General features: G+C 67.2%; 16 protein-coding genes and 2 tRNA genes. 7 read left to right on the top strand and 11 right to left on the bottom strand.

Features of this window, described 5'->3' with window-relative positions; genetic code table 11:
- The 3 genes from Aut01nite_RS20585 to Aut01nite_RS44355 all read right to left on the bottom strand — a co-directional run.
- Nucleotides 1-903 (bottom strand): NAD-dependent epimerase/dehydratase family protein (locus Aut01nite_RS20585; protein ID WP_204037600.1); only part of this gene is annotated, 903 nt, incomplete at its 3' end.
- The gene (locus tag Aut01nite_RS20580; RefSeq protein WP_084000038.1) at nt 900-2,126 is read right to left on the bottom strand and encodes an MFS transporter; all 1,227 of its coding nucleotides are present in this window, start codon (nt 2,124-2,126) and stop codon (nt 900-902) included. The genes Aut01nite_RS20580 and Aut01nite_RS20585, both read right to left, overlap by 4 nt.
- Entirely contained in the window at nt 2,123-2,254 is a 132-nt protein-coding gene (locus Aut01nite_RS44355) for a hypothetical protein (protein ID WP_268871749.1), read from the bottom strand. Before Aut01nite_RS44355 ends, Aut01nite_RS20580 begins: the two co-directional genes overlap by 4 nt.
- 86 nt (nt 2,255-2,340) lie before the next feature.
- Between Aut01nite_RS44355 and Aut01nite_RS20575 the strand changes: the two genes are divergently transcribed.
- Nucleotides 2,341-2,952 carry a helix-turn-helix domain-containing protein gene (locus tag Aut01nite_RS20575; protein ID WP_052164552.1) on the top strand — a complete coding sequence of 204 codons (612 nt, stop codon included), beginning with the start codon at nt 2,341-2,343 and terminating at the stop codon, nt 2,950-2,952.
- A gap of 138 nt (nt 2,953-3,090) precedes the next feature.
- Here the strand turns inward: Aut01nite_RS20575 and Aut01nite_RS20570 are convergent, their stop codons facing one another.
- Entirely contained in the window at nt 3,091-3,570 is a 480-nt protein-coding gene (locus tag Aut01nite_RS20570) for a MarR family winged helix-turn-helix transcriptional regulator (protein ID WP_043532911.1), read from the bottom strand.
- Between the two features lie 89 nt (nt 3,571-3,659).
- Here Aut01nite_RS20570 and Aut01nite_RS20565 point away from each other — a divergent pair, with 89 nt between their 5' ends.
- A complete protein-coding gene (locus tag Aut01nite_RS20565; protein WP_043532910.1) occupies nt 3,660-4,562 on the top strand; it encodes an alpha/beta fold hydrolase in 903 nt (300 codons plus the stop codon).
- Nucleotides 4,563-4,669: 107 nt separating this feature from the next.
- On the opposite strand, the gene Aut01nite_RS20560 is transcribed toward Aut01nite_RS20565, so the two are convergent.
- The gene (locus tag Aut01nite_RS20560) at nt 4,670-5,551 is read right to left on the bottom strand and encodes an SDR family oxidoreductase (RefSeq protein ID WP_043532909.1); all 882 of its coding nucleotides are present in this window, start codon (nt 5,549-5,551) and stop codon (nt 4,670-4,672) included.
- A 163-nt stretch (nt 5,552-5,714) separates the two neighbouring features.
- Here Aut01nite_RS20560 and Aut01nite_RS20555 point away from each other — a divergent pair, with 163 nt between their 5' ends.
- Nucleotides 5,715-6,293, top strand: a complete 579-nt coding sequence (locus Aut01nite_RS20555; protein WP_043532908.1) for a TetR/AcrR family transcriptional regulator — start codon at nt 5,715-5,717, stop codon at nt 6,291-6,293.
- On the opposite strand, the gene Aut01nite_RS20550 is transcribed toward Aut01nite_RS20555, so the two are convergent.
- From Aut01nite_RS20550 to Aut01nite_RS20540, 3 genes are read right to left on the bottom strand one after another with little or no spacing between them, the layout of a single operon-like run.
- Nucleotides 6,290-6,961 (bottom strand): response regulator, encoded by a 672-nt coding sequence (locus Aut01nite_RS20550; RefSeq protein ID WP_043532907.1) that lies wholly within the window; start codon nt 6,959-6,961, stop codon nt 6,290-6,292. The genes Aut01nite_RS20555 and Aut01nite_RS20550 overlap by 4 nt on opposite strands.
- On the bottom strand, nt 6,958-8,112 hold the full coding sequence (locus tag Aut01nite_RS20545; protein ID WP_043532906.1) for a sensor histidine kinase: 1,155 nt from the start codon (nt 8,110-8,112) through the stop codon (nt 6,958-6,960). The genes Aut01nite_RS20550 and Aut01nite_RS20545 overlap by 4 nt, the downstream gene beginning before the upstream one ends.
- Nucleotides 8,109-8,939, bottom strand: a complete 831-nt coding sequence (locus tag Aut01nite_RS20540) for a CPBP family intramembrane glutamic endopeptidase (RefSeq protein ID WP_043532905.1) — start codon at nt 8,937-8,939, stop codon at nt 8,109-8,111. The genes Aut01nite_RS20545 and Aut01nite_RS20540 overlap by 4 nt, the downstream gene beginning before the upstream one ends.
- Nucleotides 8,940-9,661: 722 nt before the next feature.
- On the opposite strand from Aut01nite_RS20540, the gene Aut01nite_RS20535 reads away from it, so the two are divergent.
- From Aut01nite_RS20535 to Aut01nite_RS20525, 3 genes are all read left to right on the top strand, one after another.
- On the top strand, nt 9,662-10,891 hold the full coding sequence (locus tag Aut01nite_RS20535) for a serine hydrolase domain-containing protein (protein ID WP_043532904.1): 1,230 nt from the start codon (nt 9,662-9,664) through the stop codon (nt 10,889-10,891).
- A gap of 88 nt (nt 10,892-10,979) precedes the next feature.
- The gene (locus Aut01nite_RS20530) at nt 10,980-12,167 is read left to right on the top strand and encodes an alpha/beta hydrolase (RefSeq protein ID WP_043532903.1); all 1,188 of its coding nucleotides are present in this window, start codon (nt 10,980-10,982) and stop codon (nt 12,165-12,167) included.
- A 219-nt stretch (nt 12,168-12,386) separates the two neighbouring features.
- Complete coding sequence (locus Aut01nite_RS20525; RefSeq protein WP_043532902.1) at nt 12,387-13,307, top strand: SDR family NAD(P)-dependent oxidoreductase; 921 nt, start codon at nt 12,387-12,389, stop codon at nt 13,305-13,307.
- Nucleotides 13,308-13,653: 346 nt separating this feature from the next.
- On the opposite strand, the gene Aut01nite_RS20520 is transcribed toward Aut01nite_RS20525, so the two are convergent.
- Nucleotides 13,654-14,049 (bottom strand): winged helix-turn-helix transcriptional regulator, encoded by a 396-nt coding sequence (locus Aut01nite_RS20520; protein ID WP_043532901.1) that lies wholly within the window; start codon nt 14,047-14,049, stop codon nt 13,654-13,656.
- Nucleotides 14,050-14,169: 120 nt separating this feature from the next.
- Between Aut01nite_RS20520 and Aut01nite_RS20515 the strand changes: the two genes are divergently transcribed.
- Nucleotides 14,170-14,997, top strand: a complete 828-nt coding sequence (locus Aut01nite_RS20515) for an enoyl-CoA hydratase/isomerase family protein (protein ID WP_043532900.1) — start codon at nt 14,170-14,172, stop codon at nt 14,995-14,997.
- A 431-nt stretch (nt 14,998-15,428) separates the two neighbouring features.
- Here Aut01nite_RS20515 and Aut01nite_RS20510 read toward each other — a convergent pair.
- Nucleotides 15,429-15,504, bottom strand: a tRNA-Arg gene (locus Aut01nite_RS20510).
- 41 nt (nt 15,505-15,545) lie between these two features.
- Nucleotides 15,546-15,636, bottom strand: a tRNA-Ser gene (locus Aut01nite_RS20505).
- Between the last annotated feature and the right edge of the window lie 206 nt (nt 15,637-15,842).

The following is a 15,842-nucleotide window of genomic DNA, read 5'->3' as shown; positions in this document are numbered from 1 at the left end:
GTCGGCTCTCATCTCGTCCCGGATCCAGGCAGCAACGGAGGTATGTGCAGGGGTCCAGCCGAGTTGCCGGGCGCGGGTTGCTCGTATCCGGCTGTTCGATCCAAGAGCGAACCGGGCGAACCCCGCGCCCCATTCCTGCGATGCCTCGGCGAGACTCCAAGGTTGGACGGGCCCCAAACCGAGGCGGTCCGCGATCGCGGCCCCGATCTCGGCGAACGAGGCCTCGCCGGCCTCGACGAAGTAGAAGCCGGACGCGGTCTGATCGGAGAGGACGCGGGAGTAGAGCGCCGCCACATCGTTGATGTGGACGGTCGACCAGCGGTTGTGACCTTGCCCGACGACGCGCACGACTCCGCTGGCACGGGCCTGGTTGACCAACGGAGGGAGGAGCACGGTGTCCGGCCGGGGTTCCCGTCCGGTGCCGTAGATCAGTGAGTTGCACAGGACAACGGTTCGTATCCCGTCGTCTGCTGCGTCGACCAGCATGGTGTCGATCGCGAAGCGGGCCTGCCGGATGGGATGGGAGCCGGCGACGACCTGTTCGATGTCGTCGTGGACTTTCCGAGCGGTGTATTCGCCTTTCGCGTCGTCAGCGATGAGGCTGGATCCGCTGGTGTGCACGAGTGGCTTACCCGTGCCGGGTAGGGCTTGCAAGAACGTCTCGACCGCGCCGCGGTGATCGCTGTTAGCCGCGTTGACCACGCCGTCGGCGAGGTTCGCCTCTGCGGCGAGCAGGTCAAAGTCGTCGAGATCCCCGTGTACCGGGGTGACGCCGGCCTGGGTGATCAGTGGCTCGTGGGCCGGATCACGGATCAAGCCCCGAACGTCGTGCCCGTCGGCGACCAGGCGGGTGGCGACGGCACCACCGATGTAGCCGGCCGCGCCGGTGAGGAAGATCTTCACGATTGTCCCTTCGAGGTTGCTGTCAGTGGATCGATCCGCAGTGCGCCGCCGGTGAACAGCGCGAGGGCGATGAGCGGGAAGAGGGCAGTGGTGAGGAAGGCCCCGGTGTAGCTGTGGCCACCGCCGATGACCACGGACAGGCCGATGGCGCCGCCGAGTTGCTGCAGGCCCTGCAGCAGGCTTGCGGCCGCAGCGCTATTGCCGTCCGGGGCCTGCCTCATGATCATGCCGGTGACCGGGGCGAAGGTCAGGCCGGCAGAGATACCAAGGACGATCGACGGCAGAATCAAGGCGGTGACGGCAGTCGAGTCGTACACCGCCCATGCCATACCGGTGATACCGGCCGTCAGACCCCCGATGCCGACCGATCCGATCAAGCGTTCGCCGTGTCGCGTCACCAGGAGCGGGGTGAGCTGATTGGACAGGATCAAGGCGAGGGTGTATGGCATCAGTACCAGGCCGGTCTGCAACGGCGTATAACCGAGCCGCTGCTGCGTCACCAAGGTCGTGAAGTACAGGTAGCAGACCTGCCCGGCCGGGATGAGAAGCATGGCCAAGAGTGGTCCGGCCGTGCGCAGTGAGCTGAAGAAGGACAGCGGCATCACCGCGGCCGGGTTGCCGCGCTCGACCGCGATCAGGGCTGCGAGACTGACGGCCGCAACCGAGAGAGCGATCATGACCGGAGGGTGCGTGACGCCCTCGTCTGCCATCACGGTGAAGCCGTAGACGGCCGCCGCCATCGCCAGGGTCGAGGTGAACGCTCCGCCGGCATCCAACTTCTGTGACTGCCGTGGAAGCTCCTGCAGGAAGAACATTCCGCCCGCGATGATGGCGACACCGATCGGCACGTTGACGAACATCACCGACCGCCAGCCGAAAGCTCCGGTGAGCAGGCCGCCGATGATCAGCCCCACAGCAGCACCGGATGCGGTGGCCAGCACGAACAGGGCCATCGCCCGTGCCCGCTGCGGACCCGGTTTGGTGATGGCGGTCAGCAACACCAGCACACTCGGCGCAGCCAGTGCCGCACCGGCACCCTGGAACGCCCGCGCGGCGATCAACATTCCAGGCGAGGATGCGAGCCCACCCGCTAGCGACGCGACGACAAAGACTCCAGCACCGGTCAGGAGGGCTCGGCGGGCGCCGACCAACGCTCCGATCCTGCCGCTGAGAAGGATGAGGCTGCCGAAGAACAGGGCGTACACCGTCACCACCCAGCTCATCCGGCAGCGGAGAAGCCGAGTTGTGCGCCGATGCTAGGAAGAGCGACGTTGACGATGGTGGTGTCGACCACCAGCATCATCTGGGTCAGGAACAGCACGGCCAGGCGGCCGGCCATTGAGGGGCGCATTCTTACTCCAGGACATCGGGGGATCGGCCCAGCGTGAACGGTGGGCCGGCGATCCCTGGCAAAATTTGCTGATCTGTCAAACTCGAATGATGTCTGTCGTCGAGGAGACTCTGCGCAACCTGGCCCCACGTCTGAGAGCGTTACGGCAACGTGGCGGTGCGACCCTTGCCAACTTGTCCTTGGCCAGTGGCATCCCGGTCAGCACCCTGTCTCGGCTGGAGAAGGGTCATCGCCAGCCCACACTCCAACAGGTGCTCGCTCTGGCTGAGGCGCATGCCGTCTCGGTCGACGAGTTGCTGGGCGGGCCGTCCACAGGCGACGCCCGCGTCCACCTGCGGCCGGTGGTACGCAACGGCAAGACCCTGATCCCACTGACCCGCAGACCCGGCGGCATCCAGGCCTACAAACTCATTCTGCCCGGCGAAGGCTCACCCGCGGTGCCCGAACTGACCACTCATGACGGCTACGAGTGGCTGTACGTCCTCAACGGCGAGTTACGACTGATACTCGGCGAACAAGAGATGCTGCTCAAGCCGGGCGAAGCCGCAGAGTTCGACACGCGGGCACCGCATTGGTTCGGCGCCGCCGGTACACAGCCAGCCGAGATCCTCGCACTGCTCGGCAGGCAAGGCGAGCGAACCCACATGCGCGCGACAGCGACCATCAAGATCTCACCAGTTCGTGACCCAGACCGGTGACCTGTGGCCTTCTGCGCCCAGGACAGCCAAACACCTCTGGCTCGTACTCGATGGCGATGAGGCCGGCGCAATCGATTGGCGGCGCTGCGGTTCGGCTGCTGGAACAGAATGTTGATCAGGCGGCGGATCTCGAGACCCTCAGGCTGACCCGTCAAGGCCTCGTGCCATCCAGCCCGGTGTATCGAAACGGACCGAACCCGCGCCTACCAGTTTTGCCAGCTGTCCCTCGAAATTCGCGAACTCGGCAGTACCCAGCTGCCGTTGCCAGCGGATACGCAATTCGTCGAAGATGGCCTCGCCTTCGCGCATGACTTCGAATCCGAGCGGAGTGACCTGTAGGCGTTTGCGGCGGGCATCGTGGGGATCGGGTTCGCGAATGACATACCCGCGTTCCACAAGAACCGCGATGGTCTTGGCCGCTGACTGTTTGGCGACGGAGAGGTTTCGGCCCAGGTCGGACGCGCTGTCGGCTCCGGCCGCGATGGCGCGCATGGCGAAGTCGTGGACGGGCCGTACGTCCTGGTAGCCCCGACGAGCGAGCTCTTCGGTCGCGGCGTCGACGAGGCCGCGAAAGCCACCCAGCAGCAGCAACGCGAGATCAGCGCCAGAACGAGACATGCCAGAAGGTTACGACACCACATCTGGACAAGGACAGCCAGGCTGTCTATCGTCGAGATCGACAGCCAGGATGTCTTTTTAAGGGACACATGACTTCCGCCCGCACGCCCCACGGCCTCACGCACCACCGCGCTGACGTCAACGGCACCAGCCTTCACTACGTCAGCGCCGGCGCTGACGGCTCACCGATCCTGCTGGTCCACGGCTTTCCCGAAAGCTGGTGGGCATTCCACAAATTGATTCCCCTGCTGGCCGCCACCCACCGGGTCTTCGCCGTGGACCTGCGCGGCTTCGGCGACTCCGACAGCGGTCCAGGCGCCTACGACAGCGCGACATCAGCTGCCGACCTGCACTACCTGATCGCTCACCTCGACGTTGGACCCGTCCATCTCACCGGACAAGACATCAGCGGAGCGACCGTCTTCCGCCTGGCCACCATGTACCCCGAGCAGGTACGCAGCCTTACCGCCATCGAGATGGGCCTTCCCGGTTTCGGATTGGAGGCGCTGGCTGACGTAACCCATGGAGGCGCCTGGCACATCGGCGCCCTGGCCGCCCCAGGCGTCCCCGAACTATTGCTCGCCGGACGCGAGAAAGAGTTCCTCGACCGATACGCCTTCTCTTCGATGGCCGCTGTGCCCCAGGCGATCGGGGACACCGACATCGAGGAATTCTCTCGCGGTTACAGGCGATCTGGTGGCTGGCGCGGCGCTACCGGCCTTTACCGATCGATGCTGCAGGAAGGTTCCGAGATCAGGAAGCTCGCCGAGTCACCCGGTCTCCACCAGCCAGTACTCGCCGTCGGCGCCGGAGGCGGTCCGTTCACCTGCAACACCATGTCACAGGCGGCATCCACGGCAATCAGCCACGTCCAACTGGCCAATGTCGGCCATTACGTCGCCTTGGAAGCTCCCGAGGAGTTGGCAGCAGCCATGCTGAGCTTCGTCGACAGCGTCGATCAAGTGTCACCCAGCTCGAGTGCGCGGAGTTGATCAGGCGGGTCGACGAGTCGGCGCGGAGAGGGCCTGAGGGCTCGCGCCGGACCCGGCAGGAGGGGTGAAGACGGCCCTCGCGCCCGGAGGGCCGTCTTCGGGTGGGCTCAGGTGGTGTAGTAGCCGGCCCGCAGGTCGTCCAGGAGGCTGGGGCCGGTCGGTTCCCAGTCCAGGAGTTCGCGCGTGGCGGTGCTGGAGGCGGGCTGGTCACCGCCGACCAGGGCGCCGAAGGGGCCCATCCGTTCGGGGTCGATCGGACCGGCCGGCAGACCGGTCCGGGCGGCGATGATTTCTGCGATCTCCCGCATCGTCACGCCCTCCTCGGCGACGGCGTGCAGCACGCTGCCGGCCGGCGCCTTCTCCAGCGCGAGCCGGAACAGGTGTCCGGCGTCGCTGCGGTGCACTGCGGGCCAGCGGCTGCTGCCGTCGCCGACATAGGCGGCGACGCCGAGCTGGCGGTCGAGTCCGACGAGCATGGCGATCAGGCCGTGGTCACCTTGTCCGTGCACCGTGCGGGGTAGGCGGACGAGGCCGGAGCGGATACCCCGATCGGCGAGCGCGAGAACGGCCTTGGCGGTGGCTGCACGGGGTCCCGCCAGGCCGGTGGAGCCCAGTTCGTCCCGCTCGGTGGCGGCCCGGCCGCCCTCGACCGTCGGGGTGCCGGAGGCGGCGAACACGGCCTTCCCGCTGCTCTCGAGAGCTTTGCCCAGCTTCTCCAGCAGTTCCAGCTCGTTCTGGACGGTCTCTGCGAACTTGGTGAAGTCGAGGGTGAATGCCAGGTGGGCGACCGCGTCGGCCTGCTGGGCGTGCTGCACGATGAGGTCATGGTCGGACATGTCGCCGAGGACCGGGGCGCCGCCCGCGGTGGCGACCTTGGCCGCCGAAGCCTCCGATCGGGCCAGGCCGACGACCTGGTGACCTGCTGTGACCAGCTCCTCGGTCAGAACCGTTCCGATCCAGCCGGAAGCGCCAGTGATGAAGACACGCATAAGTGTTCCTGTCCAGGAGGTTTTGCGGGTCCCATAGCCGCAGAAGCGGACGAGGGGTCCCACGACAGCCATATGATGTGACTGTGTTCCATCACCCTAAGCGATGAAACTCGGTTACATCAAGAGTTCGATGCGACCGAGTTACATCACTTATGATCGAGTCATGGCCAGATGGGATCCCGATGCGCACGGCCGGCTGCTCGCCGCCGCTCTCGACCTGTTCGCCGAGCAGGGATACGAGCAGACCACGACGGCGCAGATCGCTCAGCGGGCCGGCCTGACACGAACCACCCTGTTCCGCCTGTTCAAGGACAAGCGCGAAATCCTGTTCCAGGGTCAAGGCGCCCTCATCGACGCGGCCGTCGAAGGCATTCGCGACGCGCCCGAAGAGGCCTTGCCCGTCGAGGTGCTGAAAGCCGGGATCACCGCGATGGCACGCGTTCATTCTGTCGGCCAGCAAGAGGTCGGCAAGCGCCTGATGCGTCTGCTTGTCTCCAGCCCTGAATTACAGGAGCGAGCCGCCTTCAAGCGCTCCTCCATCACTGAGGCGATAGAGGATCAGCTTTCCGCCCGCCTGGGCGACGCCCGGCTGGCAGGCATCCTGGCAGACGTCGGGGTGCGGTCCTACTACGCGGCATACGAGGCATGGACCACCCTCAGCAGCGACGATTCCCTCATCGACCTGATCCTGAATGAACTGTCCGGCTACCGGGCCGTTCTGCGAAGCGACCAGTGGTCCTAGGCGATTAAACCCTGGCGGTAGGCGTAGACGACCGCCTGCACGCGGTCACGCAGGCCCAGCTTGGTGAGGATACGCGACACGTACGTCTTGACGGTCTCCTGGCTGATTACGAGCGTCGCGGCGATCTCAGCGTTGGACAGGCCGTTCGCGATCAGGCGCAGCACCTCCAGTTCGCGCGGGGTCAGCGCGGGGTCGCCCGTGGCGCCGTGCGCGGGCCGGATGCGCGCCGCGTACCGGCCGACGAGCTGCCGGGTGACCTCCGGCGCCAGCAGTGCAGCCCCGGTGGCGACCGTGCGGATGCCGTGCAGGAGCTGGGCCGGCGGGGCGTCCTTCAGCAGGAAGCCGCTCGCGCCCGCGCGCAGCGCCTCGTATACGTACTCGTCGAGGTTGAATGTGGTGACGACGAGGACCTTGACGGGGTCGGCGACGCCGGCGCCAGCGAGCAATCGGGTGGCCTCGATGCCGTCGAGCACCGGCATTCGCACGTCCATCACGACGACGTCGGGCCGTACCCGGGCGGTCAGGTCGACGGCGGCGCGGCCGTCGGCGCACTCGCCGACCACTTCCATGTCGGGCTGGGCGTCGATGATCGTCGTGAAGCCCATGCGGATCAGCGCCTGGTCGTCGCAGACCAGCACCCGGATCGCGGCCGGGACAGGGGCCGTCACGACGGGCTCCCGGCGGGGATGCGGGCCCGCACGACGAATCCGCCGTCCGTGCCGTGGCCCGCGCTGAACTCGCCGCCGAGCACGCCGACGCGCTCGCGCAGCCCGGCTAGTCCGCGGCCGCTGCCGCCCGGGGACGCATGCCGTACCCCCGCAGCCTCGGTGCTGACCTCCACCGTCGTCCCACCCGGCGTACGCCGCACGTGGACGATGGTGCGGCTGCCGTGCGCGTACTTGAGGGCGTTCGTCAGTGCCTCCTGCACGACTCGGTACAGCGCAACCTCGGTGCTGCCGGCCGTGTGCGGGGGCGTGCCGTCCTCGGTGAACTCGACGGGCTGCCCGGCCTGCCGGGTCTGCTCCACCAGGGCGCGCAGCTCCCCGACGGACGGGGTGCGCGGCTCGGTGCCGTGCTCCGGGTTCAGCAGGTCGAGCAGGTTGCGCAGGTCGGAGATGGCGCGGCGGCCGGTGCCGGTGATCGCGGTCAGGGTCTGATCGAGGCGTTCCGGGTTGGCGGTCAGGTAGCGGGCCGCCTCGGCTTGCACGACCATGGCCGTCACGTGGTGAGTGACCACGTCGTGCAGTTCCCGGGCGATGCGGGCGCGCTCGGCCGCGCGGCTCGCCTCGGCCACGGCCCGGCGGCGTTCCGCCTCGGCGACGCGGGCGGTCCGCAGGTACGAGCCGCACCACCACAGCACCGCCATGCCTGCATAGAAAGTGGCGAAGCCCGCGGGGCTCTCGGACGCGCCGTTCCCGGTGAGCGCCACGGTCAGCAGCACGTACGCGACGGTGACCAGCACGACGGTGGTGCGCCGATACTGCTGCAGGTGGGCGCCCGCGCTGAACAGGGCGATGGTCAGCGCGGTGGCGGCGAGGGTGTGGTACCCGCGGAGCTGGTCGGCGGCGAACCCGAGTGACACCAGCGCCAGCCCGGCGGAGGGCCAGCGACGGCGGATCGCCAGCGGCAGGCACTCCACAGCAACGACGGCGATCCCGAACGCGTCCATCGGCCGGGTGGGCACGTCGCCGATCTGGGTGCCGTGGCTGTTCACCGCAGGTACCAGCGAGGCCAGGGCGAGAGCCAGCGCCAGGGGCAGGTCGCGGACAGGGACGGGGAGCCTGCGCCACCACGCCGCAACCCTGCCGACGTCGATCATCGGGCAACCGTAGCGTAGGCGGCGACGCCGGATCCTCGGCTACCCGGCCGTACGATGTGACCGCGGCGGTGAGCCATGACCAGGAAGATCAGGGTCAGCAGGGTGCCCGCGCCGACCGCTGCCACGCCGCCCTCGGGGCCGAACTCGCCGCCGGTGAACAGCTCCGGGCCCGTGATCGTGACCTGGATCAGGCCCTGGCCGAGACCGTTACCGGACGACGTCAGGGTGAAGACACCGGCAAGCAGGAAGTTCCAGGCGAAGTGCAGGCCGATCGGCACCCACAGGTTGCGGAAGGCAGCGAAGCAGGCGGCCAGCATGAACCCGGCTTCGACGGCGATGGCGAGCGCACCCCACAGGGTGGCGTTCTCGTTGAACAGGTGCATCGCGCCGAACGCCACACCCGTCAGGGTCAGCGATAAATAGGTGCCGAGCCGCTCCTCGACGATCCGGAACAGCACACCCCGGAACAGCACCTCCTCGGTCACGGCGGCGGCCGCCATGAACCCGAAGATGCCGAACGTGTTCGACACCGAGCCGGCGCCGACGAAGTGCACGTCGCCGTTGAAGGCCAGGTTGACAGCGACCGACGCGAACATCGCAGCGCCGATCAGCGCGCCCGCAGCGAACCGCGTGCCGCCGCCGGCTAGTTCGGAGACGTCGCGATGCTCGGTACGCCGCACCACCCAGCGGTAGGTGAGGACGGTCAGGACCGCCGACACCAAGCCGGCAGCAAGGGTCAGCCATGGATTGTCCTGCACCGCGGCGGTCGCCTGGCCACCTACCACCATGACCGCCAGCACGGCCAAGCACTGCTTCACGAAACGCATAACGGCTCCTTCGCCAGAGCGGCCGGGCACCGCGCTGGGAAAATGCTATGGATCAACAAGCCAGAGATCGTCACCTCGCAGTGGACACCTGCGGGTAGCTCGCTCGAGGGACAAAGAGCCGGTACCTGCCAGGTCCGGCCGATCATCAGTGCCGCGATGGGCCCTCCCATGTGGCATCGCAGCCCCACCAGCTTCGCGCCTGCGACAACGCCCGGAAGATCCTCGCGGCACACCCGAACCGCAATGCAAAGGTGAGACGGACCATGCGAGTACGAGCCCAACCAGAGCTTGCCGACCGGTAGTGCGGCACGACGTCGGGGCCCCTGCCGCAGCGACTGCTGCCCCCACGACTGAGCCAGGACCTGCACTGCGGAATCTCGCGCAGCCACCCGGGAGCGCCGCTGGCGGTGACCGCGTACAGGATCAGGTAGCCGTCCCGGCCGACCTGCTCGGCCCAGCCTGTATCGAAGCGCGGCGTCAGCCATGCCGGTGCGGCCGCCGGCCAGGATCTTCAGGGCGCCCGCAGGGTCTCGCCGACGAACTTCACCCGGCTCAGGGTGCGCCGGGCGAAGTTACGGTGTACACCTTGAGCTCGCAACCGTCTGGCCCGAGGCCACGGGCCGACATCAGTGTGGCGGACCTCCTGTCCCTCGTGAGAGGGACAGACGAGTGTCCACTGAGTGGTGACGTTTTCTATCATCGATCTCTCTAGCGTCGTCGGCATGAGGAAATCACTGGTGACCGTCATGGTCGCGGCGACGATAGCGGGAGCCGCCGTCGTCGGTATCGGAGCCGCTCAGGCCACGACCCCCAGCTCGCTGACGCCAGCCGCGTTCCGGCCGAGCCTGAGCGCCACTCTGCAGGCCGACGCCGATGGACTGCGCAAGTACGGCGCACCGGGTGTGCTGGTCGCCTTGGACACCTCGCGCGGAGACGTGCAGGTGCGCAGCGGATACGGCAACGTCGCAAAGCGCGCCCCGATCGCGTGGGAGGCGAAGTTCCGGATCGGCAGCTACACCAAGCCGTTTGTGGCGGCGACTGTGCTGCAGCTGGTCGGCGAGCGCAAGCTGTCGCTGGACGACAAGGTCGAACGGTTCCTGCCCGGCCTGATCCAGGGCAAGGGCAACGACGGCCGGAAGATCACCGTGCGGCAGCTTCTGCAGCACACCAGCGGCCTGCCCGAGTACACCAACGCCATGGCCGCTCTGGGCACCGAGGAGGGATTCCAGCAGTCGCGCCTGCGTACCTGGACGAACGCCGAACTCGTCGGTCTTGCCATGCAGTTCCCGGCCGACTTCGCGCCGGGCACGCGGTGGAGTTACTCCAACACCGGCTACGTCGTCGCCTCGATGATCATCGAGAAGGTCACCGGCCGGACCTGGCAGCAGGAGGTCCGCAACCGGATCGTGCGGCCGCTCGGCCTGCGCGACACCTACCTGCCGAGCACCACCCCGACCATCCCCCGCCCACACCCGGTGGGCTACCAGCGGTTCCCCGGCCCGGACGCAACACCGGAGGATCCCCGCTACGGCGAACCGATCGACGCCACGCTGTTGAACCCGTCACTGGCCGGCCCCGCCGGCGAGATGATCAGCACCGCGGACGACGCCAACACCTTCCTGCGGGCACTGATCACCGGCAAGGTACTCAAGCCCGCCCAGCTCGCCGAGATGCTGCGCACCGTGGAGACCGATGACAGGCTGCGAGCCAGGTGGCCCGGCGCTCGGTACGGCCTGGGCATCGTGTGGGCGGACAACTCGTGCGGCGGCTACTGGAGCCACGGCGGCGACATCCCTGGCTTCATGACCCGCAACGGCGTCACCCCGGACGGTTCCCGCAGCGTCACCGTGTCTATCAACACCGACTCGCTCAAACCGGACCCCGGCGTGCCGATGCCCACCGTGGACATCACCACCGACCTGGTCGACCACGCCCTCTGCAACGCCCGCTGAGCCCGTTCGTCAGGTGGAGCCGCGCCTTTCCGATCGACGGCGCGGCCCACCTGACGATGTCGGCCATCGCCGAGCAAGGACAATTGACATGAGAAAGCTGCTCATCGTTCTCACCTGCACCGCTCTGCTCACCGCGGGTGCGGGGGTCGCCAACGCCGACGTATCTTCCCAACCCGCCTCGTCGTCCGGCTGGGACGACATCACCCGCGAGCAAGTACGGATCGACCTCGGCCACGGCTGGGTCACCAAGGCCGAACTGACCTATCCGAACGCTGCCCAGGGACGCTTACCGCTGGTCGTGTTCCTGCACGGCAGCGGACGCAACGATATGAACCAGACGCTGCCGGGCGGCAAGGGCTCGACCTTCGTAGGGATTGCGCAGGCAGCCGGCCGTGCGGGCTACGCGACCTTGCGCTTCAACAAGCGCGGGGTAAGCGACATCGGGCCCATAACCACCACTGATACCGCCCAGTTGGAGCCGAAGCGCCCCTACGACCGGACCCAGCAGGACGCTGCCACGGTGCTCCGGTTCGCGGCCAAATCACCGCGAGTGAACCCCTCGAAGATCTTCCTGATCGGCCACAGCGAAGGCACCAACGTGGCCGCCAACCTCGCCGCCGACCCGCACAATTTCGGCATCCCGAAACCGGCCGGGGTGGTCGCGATGGCAGTCCTCGGCAAGCCCGTCAAGCAACTCCTGACGTTCCAGATCTACGGTCGCCTGCCGCTGCAACTACACGACGAGTTCGACATCGACGGCGACGGCCGGCTGACCGCCACCGAAGCCACCGACGGCCTGGTGGGCCAGCCGCAACCGGTCGCCGACCTGTTCCGCTCCGTCCTGCTCGACGGCAAGATCGTCAAGGCAAGCACCGACCGAAACCACGACGGTCAGATCGCCATCGACACAGAGGCCGGCGCGGTGCTGCGCACGATCACCGGAATCGACGCGTACCCGGCCATCCCCGGCCTGGACCCCTTCCTGGTCAGATACATCCAAGACCTTGCCCGGTTCCCGGACGCTGGGAAGGCACTGCCCCGGTTCTCCGGCCCAACGCTCTTACTCAACGGTGAGAACGACCTGGAAACCCCGGCCCGAGCAGCGCTCACCGCAGACGCCGCCATGGCAGCGGCCGGCAACAAAGACCACAAGGTGATCATCTACCCGGGCATCGGGCACACCATGAACATGTCGCCGAAGTTCGCCGACGAACTGGGCGAACCAGACCCACGGGTGATCGCGGAAGTTCAGGGATGGCTCGAGGCGCATCGCTGAGCTGTTCAAACGTTCCGCTGGGGCATCGCCACAGCGCGCCGTCGCCCACCACGCTGGTCATGTTCCGGACCGGCGCCAGTGGGCGAAAGTCCGAATCGGCGATGCCATGTACGGCTTTGCCAGCCGCGGCCGTGTCGCCTTCTGCCCGCGAACATCAGCCTGCGGCTACTGGCCTTGAACCTGTGCTGACGTTGTCAGCCGAGTCAAACGGAGAACGATATGCACACGTTGGTCATGACCGGCGCTACCCGAGGGATCGGATGGTTCGCCGCTGCAGCCCTGCTGCACGACGACCCGGAGCTCCGGCTCGTCGTCCTGGCACGGGAGTCCACCAGCGCGGAGGCGGTGCGTGAGTTACGGGCCCACGACCGGGTCACCGTGGTGGACACCGAGCTGGCAAGTATCGACGGTGTCGAGTCGGCCGGCCAAGCCGTGGGTGCCATGCTCGACTCAGGGGAACTGCCGCCGCTGCGAGGTTTCGTCGGCAACGCGGGCGTCCAGTTCACCGATGCCCTGCACACCACCCCGGACGGCCTTGAGACCACGTTCGCCGTGAACGTGCTCGCCAACCATCTGCTGCTCCGCGCACTCGAATCCCGCCTCGTCAGCCCGGCCCGGATCGTGATCACGAACAGCGGCACACACTTCGGGGACCTGCGGCACACATACGGCCTGACCCCGGCACCACGCTGGGCCGACCCGAGCGTCCTCGCCCAGCCAGGCGCTTTCCCGTCGCCGGGGACAGCCGCGGCCGGGTACACCGCGTACGCGACGAGCAGACTCGCGGCGATCTACCTGGTACACGAGTGGGCGAGGCGCTTGCCCCACGGCGTCGACATCGTCGCGCACAGCCCCGGCCTGGTCCCCGCCACCGGGCACGGCCGGCACGCCAAACCCTTCGCCCGATTCCTCAACGACCGGATCGTGCCGTTACTTACGGTGACGCCCGCCATCGACAACGCCGCGACGGCTGGGCGCCGGCTCGCCGCCACCGTCACCGGACGTACGCCTGCGCCGTCCGGCTCGTACGTCGACCGCATCCGCGTCACGCCCTCCTCGGACGAGTCCTACAACGTCGAGCGCGAACGCGCCTTGTGGGACTACCTCGAGACGGTGCGGCTGCGCAACGTCAACGGGTGATCGGCGTGGCGCGCGTCCACGGCTTCCGCAACTGGGAGCTGACGCTGCACCTGGCTCGAGTTTCAGTGGTCGTTGCAGGATCCCGGCGCGCGACGCAATTGCCATCGCACTGACCGACATGCTCCGCGACCACGTCATCCGCGCCGACGACGTCGACCGGCTAGCGACGATGGTCCTTCGCGACAACGCCATCCAGCTCTACCAGCTATAAGCAGCGATGGAGGTGGGCTGCCGCACACGCCGAAGGTCTACGGACGCAGGGTAGTTCATCGAGGGTGCGTTTCGTCCTGAGTGAGCTGCGCGATGAGCATTGAGCTCTTTCCAGTTCAACTTTGCGGCTCGGCCGTCAGCGTTGGGCGCGCTGGTCGTAGTCACGCTGCCGGGCTTGGATCTCGGGTGCGTGGGCGACGGTCCAGTCGTAGAGCCCGCCGAACGGTTCGCGCAGCGATTCGCCGAGCGCGGTCAGCGAGTATTCGACGCCGACCGGCGAGGTCGGCAGGACACGACGTTCGACCATCCCGTTGCGCTCGAGCCGCCGCAGGGTCTGGGTGAGCACGCGCTGGGTCACTCCCTCGAGGCGACGCTTGATCTCGTTGAACCGGCGCGGCTCGGCCAGGACCGCCATCACCATCATCGACCACTTGTCGGCGATTTGATCGAGGATCGACCGGCTCGGACAATCAGACCGGAACACCAGCTCATCCTCGGCGATGGCCTGGTAAACGGCCTCAGAAGTAGCCATGGCGGTATCCTCCGCGTTCCTTGGGATGCCCGAAGTGCGTTATTGACGCTGGTCCGAGCCGGAATCAGTCTAGGTATACAGCAGGAACCAAGGTCTTGCTGTATACCTAGGGAGACAGCAGTGGAGCACACCACTTACCAGACCTTGCGGGTCAGCCAGAAGGACGCAATCGCGTACGTCACGATCGACAACCCGCCGATCAACATCCTCAGCGTCGCGGTCATGACCGACCTACGGGACCTCCTTGCCTCGCTGGCCGGCGACGACACCGTACGAGTGATCGTATTCGACAGCGCCGACCCGGACTTCTTCCTCGCTCACGTCGACATGACCGCCACTGCGCAGGCCCTCGCCGGGCTCATGGCGGACCTGCCGGAAGGCGTCAACCTCTTCCAGGCCGTCGGAGAACAGCTACGCCAGCAGCCTCAGGTGACCATCGTCAAACTCGCCGGCAAGGCGCGCGGCGGCGGTGCTGAGTTCGTCGTAGCCGCCGACATGGCGTTCGCCGCGATCGGGCCGGCCGGACTCGGCCAGATCGAAGCGCTCATGGGCATCGTCCCCGCCGGCGGCGCCACTCAGTACCTCACCGAACGCGTCGGCCGGAACCGCGCGCTGGAGATCGTGCTCGGCGCCGACCTGTACGACGCCGAGACCGCCGAACGGTACGGCTGGATCAACCGCGCGCTCCCCGCGCACGAACTGGACGCGTTCGTCGACCGGCTCGCCGGCAATATCGCCGCACTGCCCGACGATGTCATCGCCGCGGCCAAACAGGCTATCGCCCCCCACAATCACGCCGATGGCCTGGCCCGGGAGAACGACGTGTGGGCCGGGCTCGTCTTCCGTCCCGCCACAGCGCAACTCATGAGCGCGGGACTGGCCCGCGGCGCCCAGACCCGGGACGGCGAACAGGACCTCGAAGCGCTGTTCCGCGGACTTCCTGGATAACCTGAGCCTGGACGTTCGCAGGGTGCGTGTGCGGCCCCCTGCTGCCGACCATCGCTCTCCTCCCGGACCACGACCTCAGCCCCGTCGCCCGGCAGTGGCTCCTCGAACACCTCGCCACACTCCAACAGTGGTACGTCGACCTACCCGCCCGCCTGCGGCCGCCGTTCACGGCGACGCGTAGGGGAGCTGGCAGCCTGACCGGGACGACAACACTGCCGGGTGTCACACACAGTAATCGGTACAGGCTTCGGGTCCGGCCGTGTTTCGCGGAGGAAAGTCCTGCTCAACCCCAATCCACTACGGACGGAACACGTTTGCGACACGCGATCACCATCCGATCACCACAATCCCATCAAGTGGGACATTCTGGACCAGAAATGGGAAACAAAAAGGCCGTGACCCTTGTTTCCGCAGGTCACGGCCTTGATCTTTGGTGCGCCCGAAGGGACTCGAACCCCTAACCTTCTGATCCGTAGTCAGATGCTCTATCCATTGAGCTACGGGCGCTTGCCTTGTTGCTCAGTCAGCTTACAACACCGACTTTCGCGCGGAGACTCCGGGATTCGAACCCGGGAGGGGCTTTAAAACCCCAACCGCATTAGCAGTGCGGCGCCATAGACCAGACTAGGCGAAGTCTCCCCGGTGTCCCGAGGGCCACCGGGGCTTGACAATACCGGACCTCGTGACGGCTGCACAAAGAGGGCGGCATCCGGCACACCGGAGATCTTCGCGAGTGGTCGCGAACAGGCGAAACGTCGCGGAGAGGGCTAGGCTTCCTGCGATGGAGGAGAACACGCGCCGGGAGGCTCCGCGGGCTCGCGATCCGCGTAGCCCCTTCAGCGCGC

The organism is Actinoplanes utahensis (assembly GCF_016862455.1).
GTDB lineage: Bacteria > Actinomycetota > Actinomycetes > Mycobacteriales > Micromonosporaceae > Actinoplanes > Actinoplanes utahensis.
This window is presented reverse-complemented; position numbering and strand designations above follow the sequence as displayed.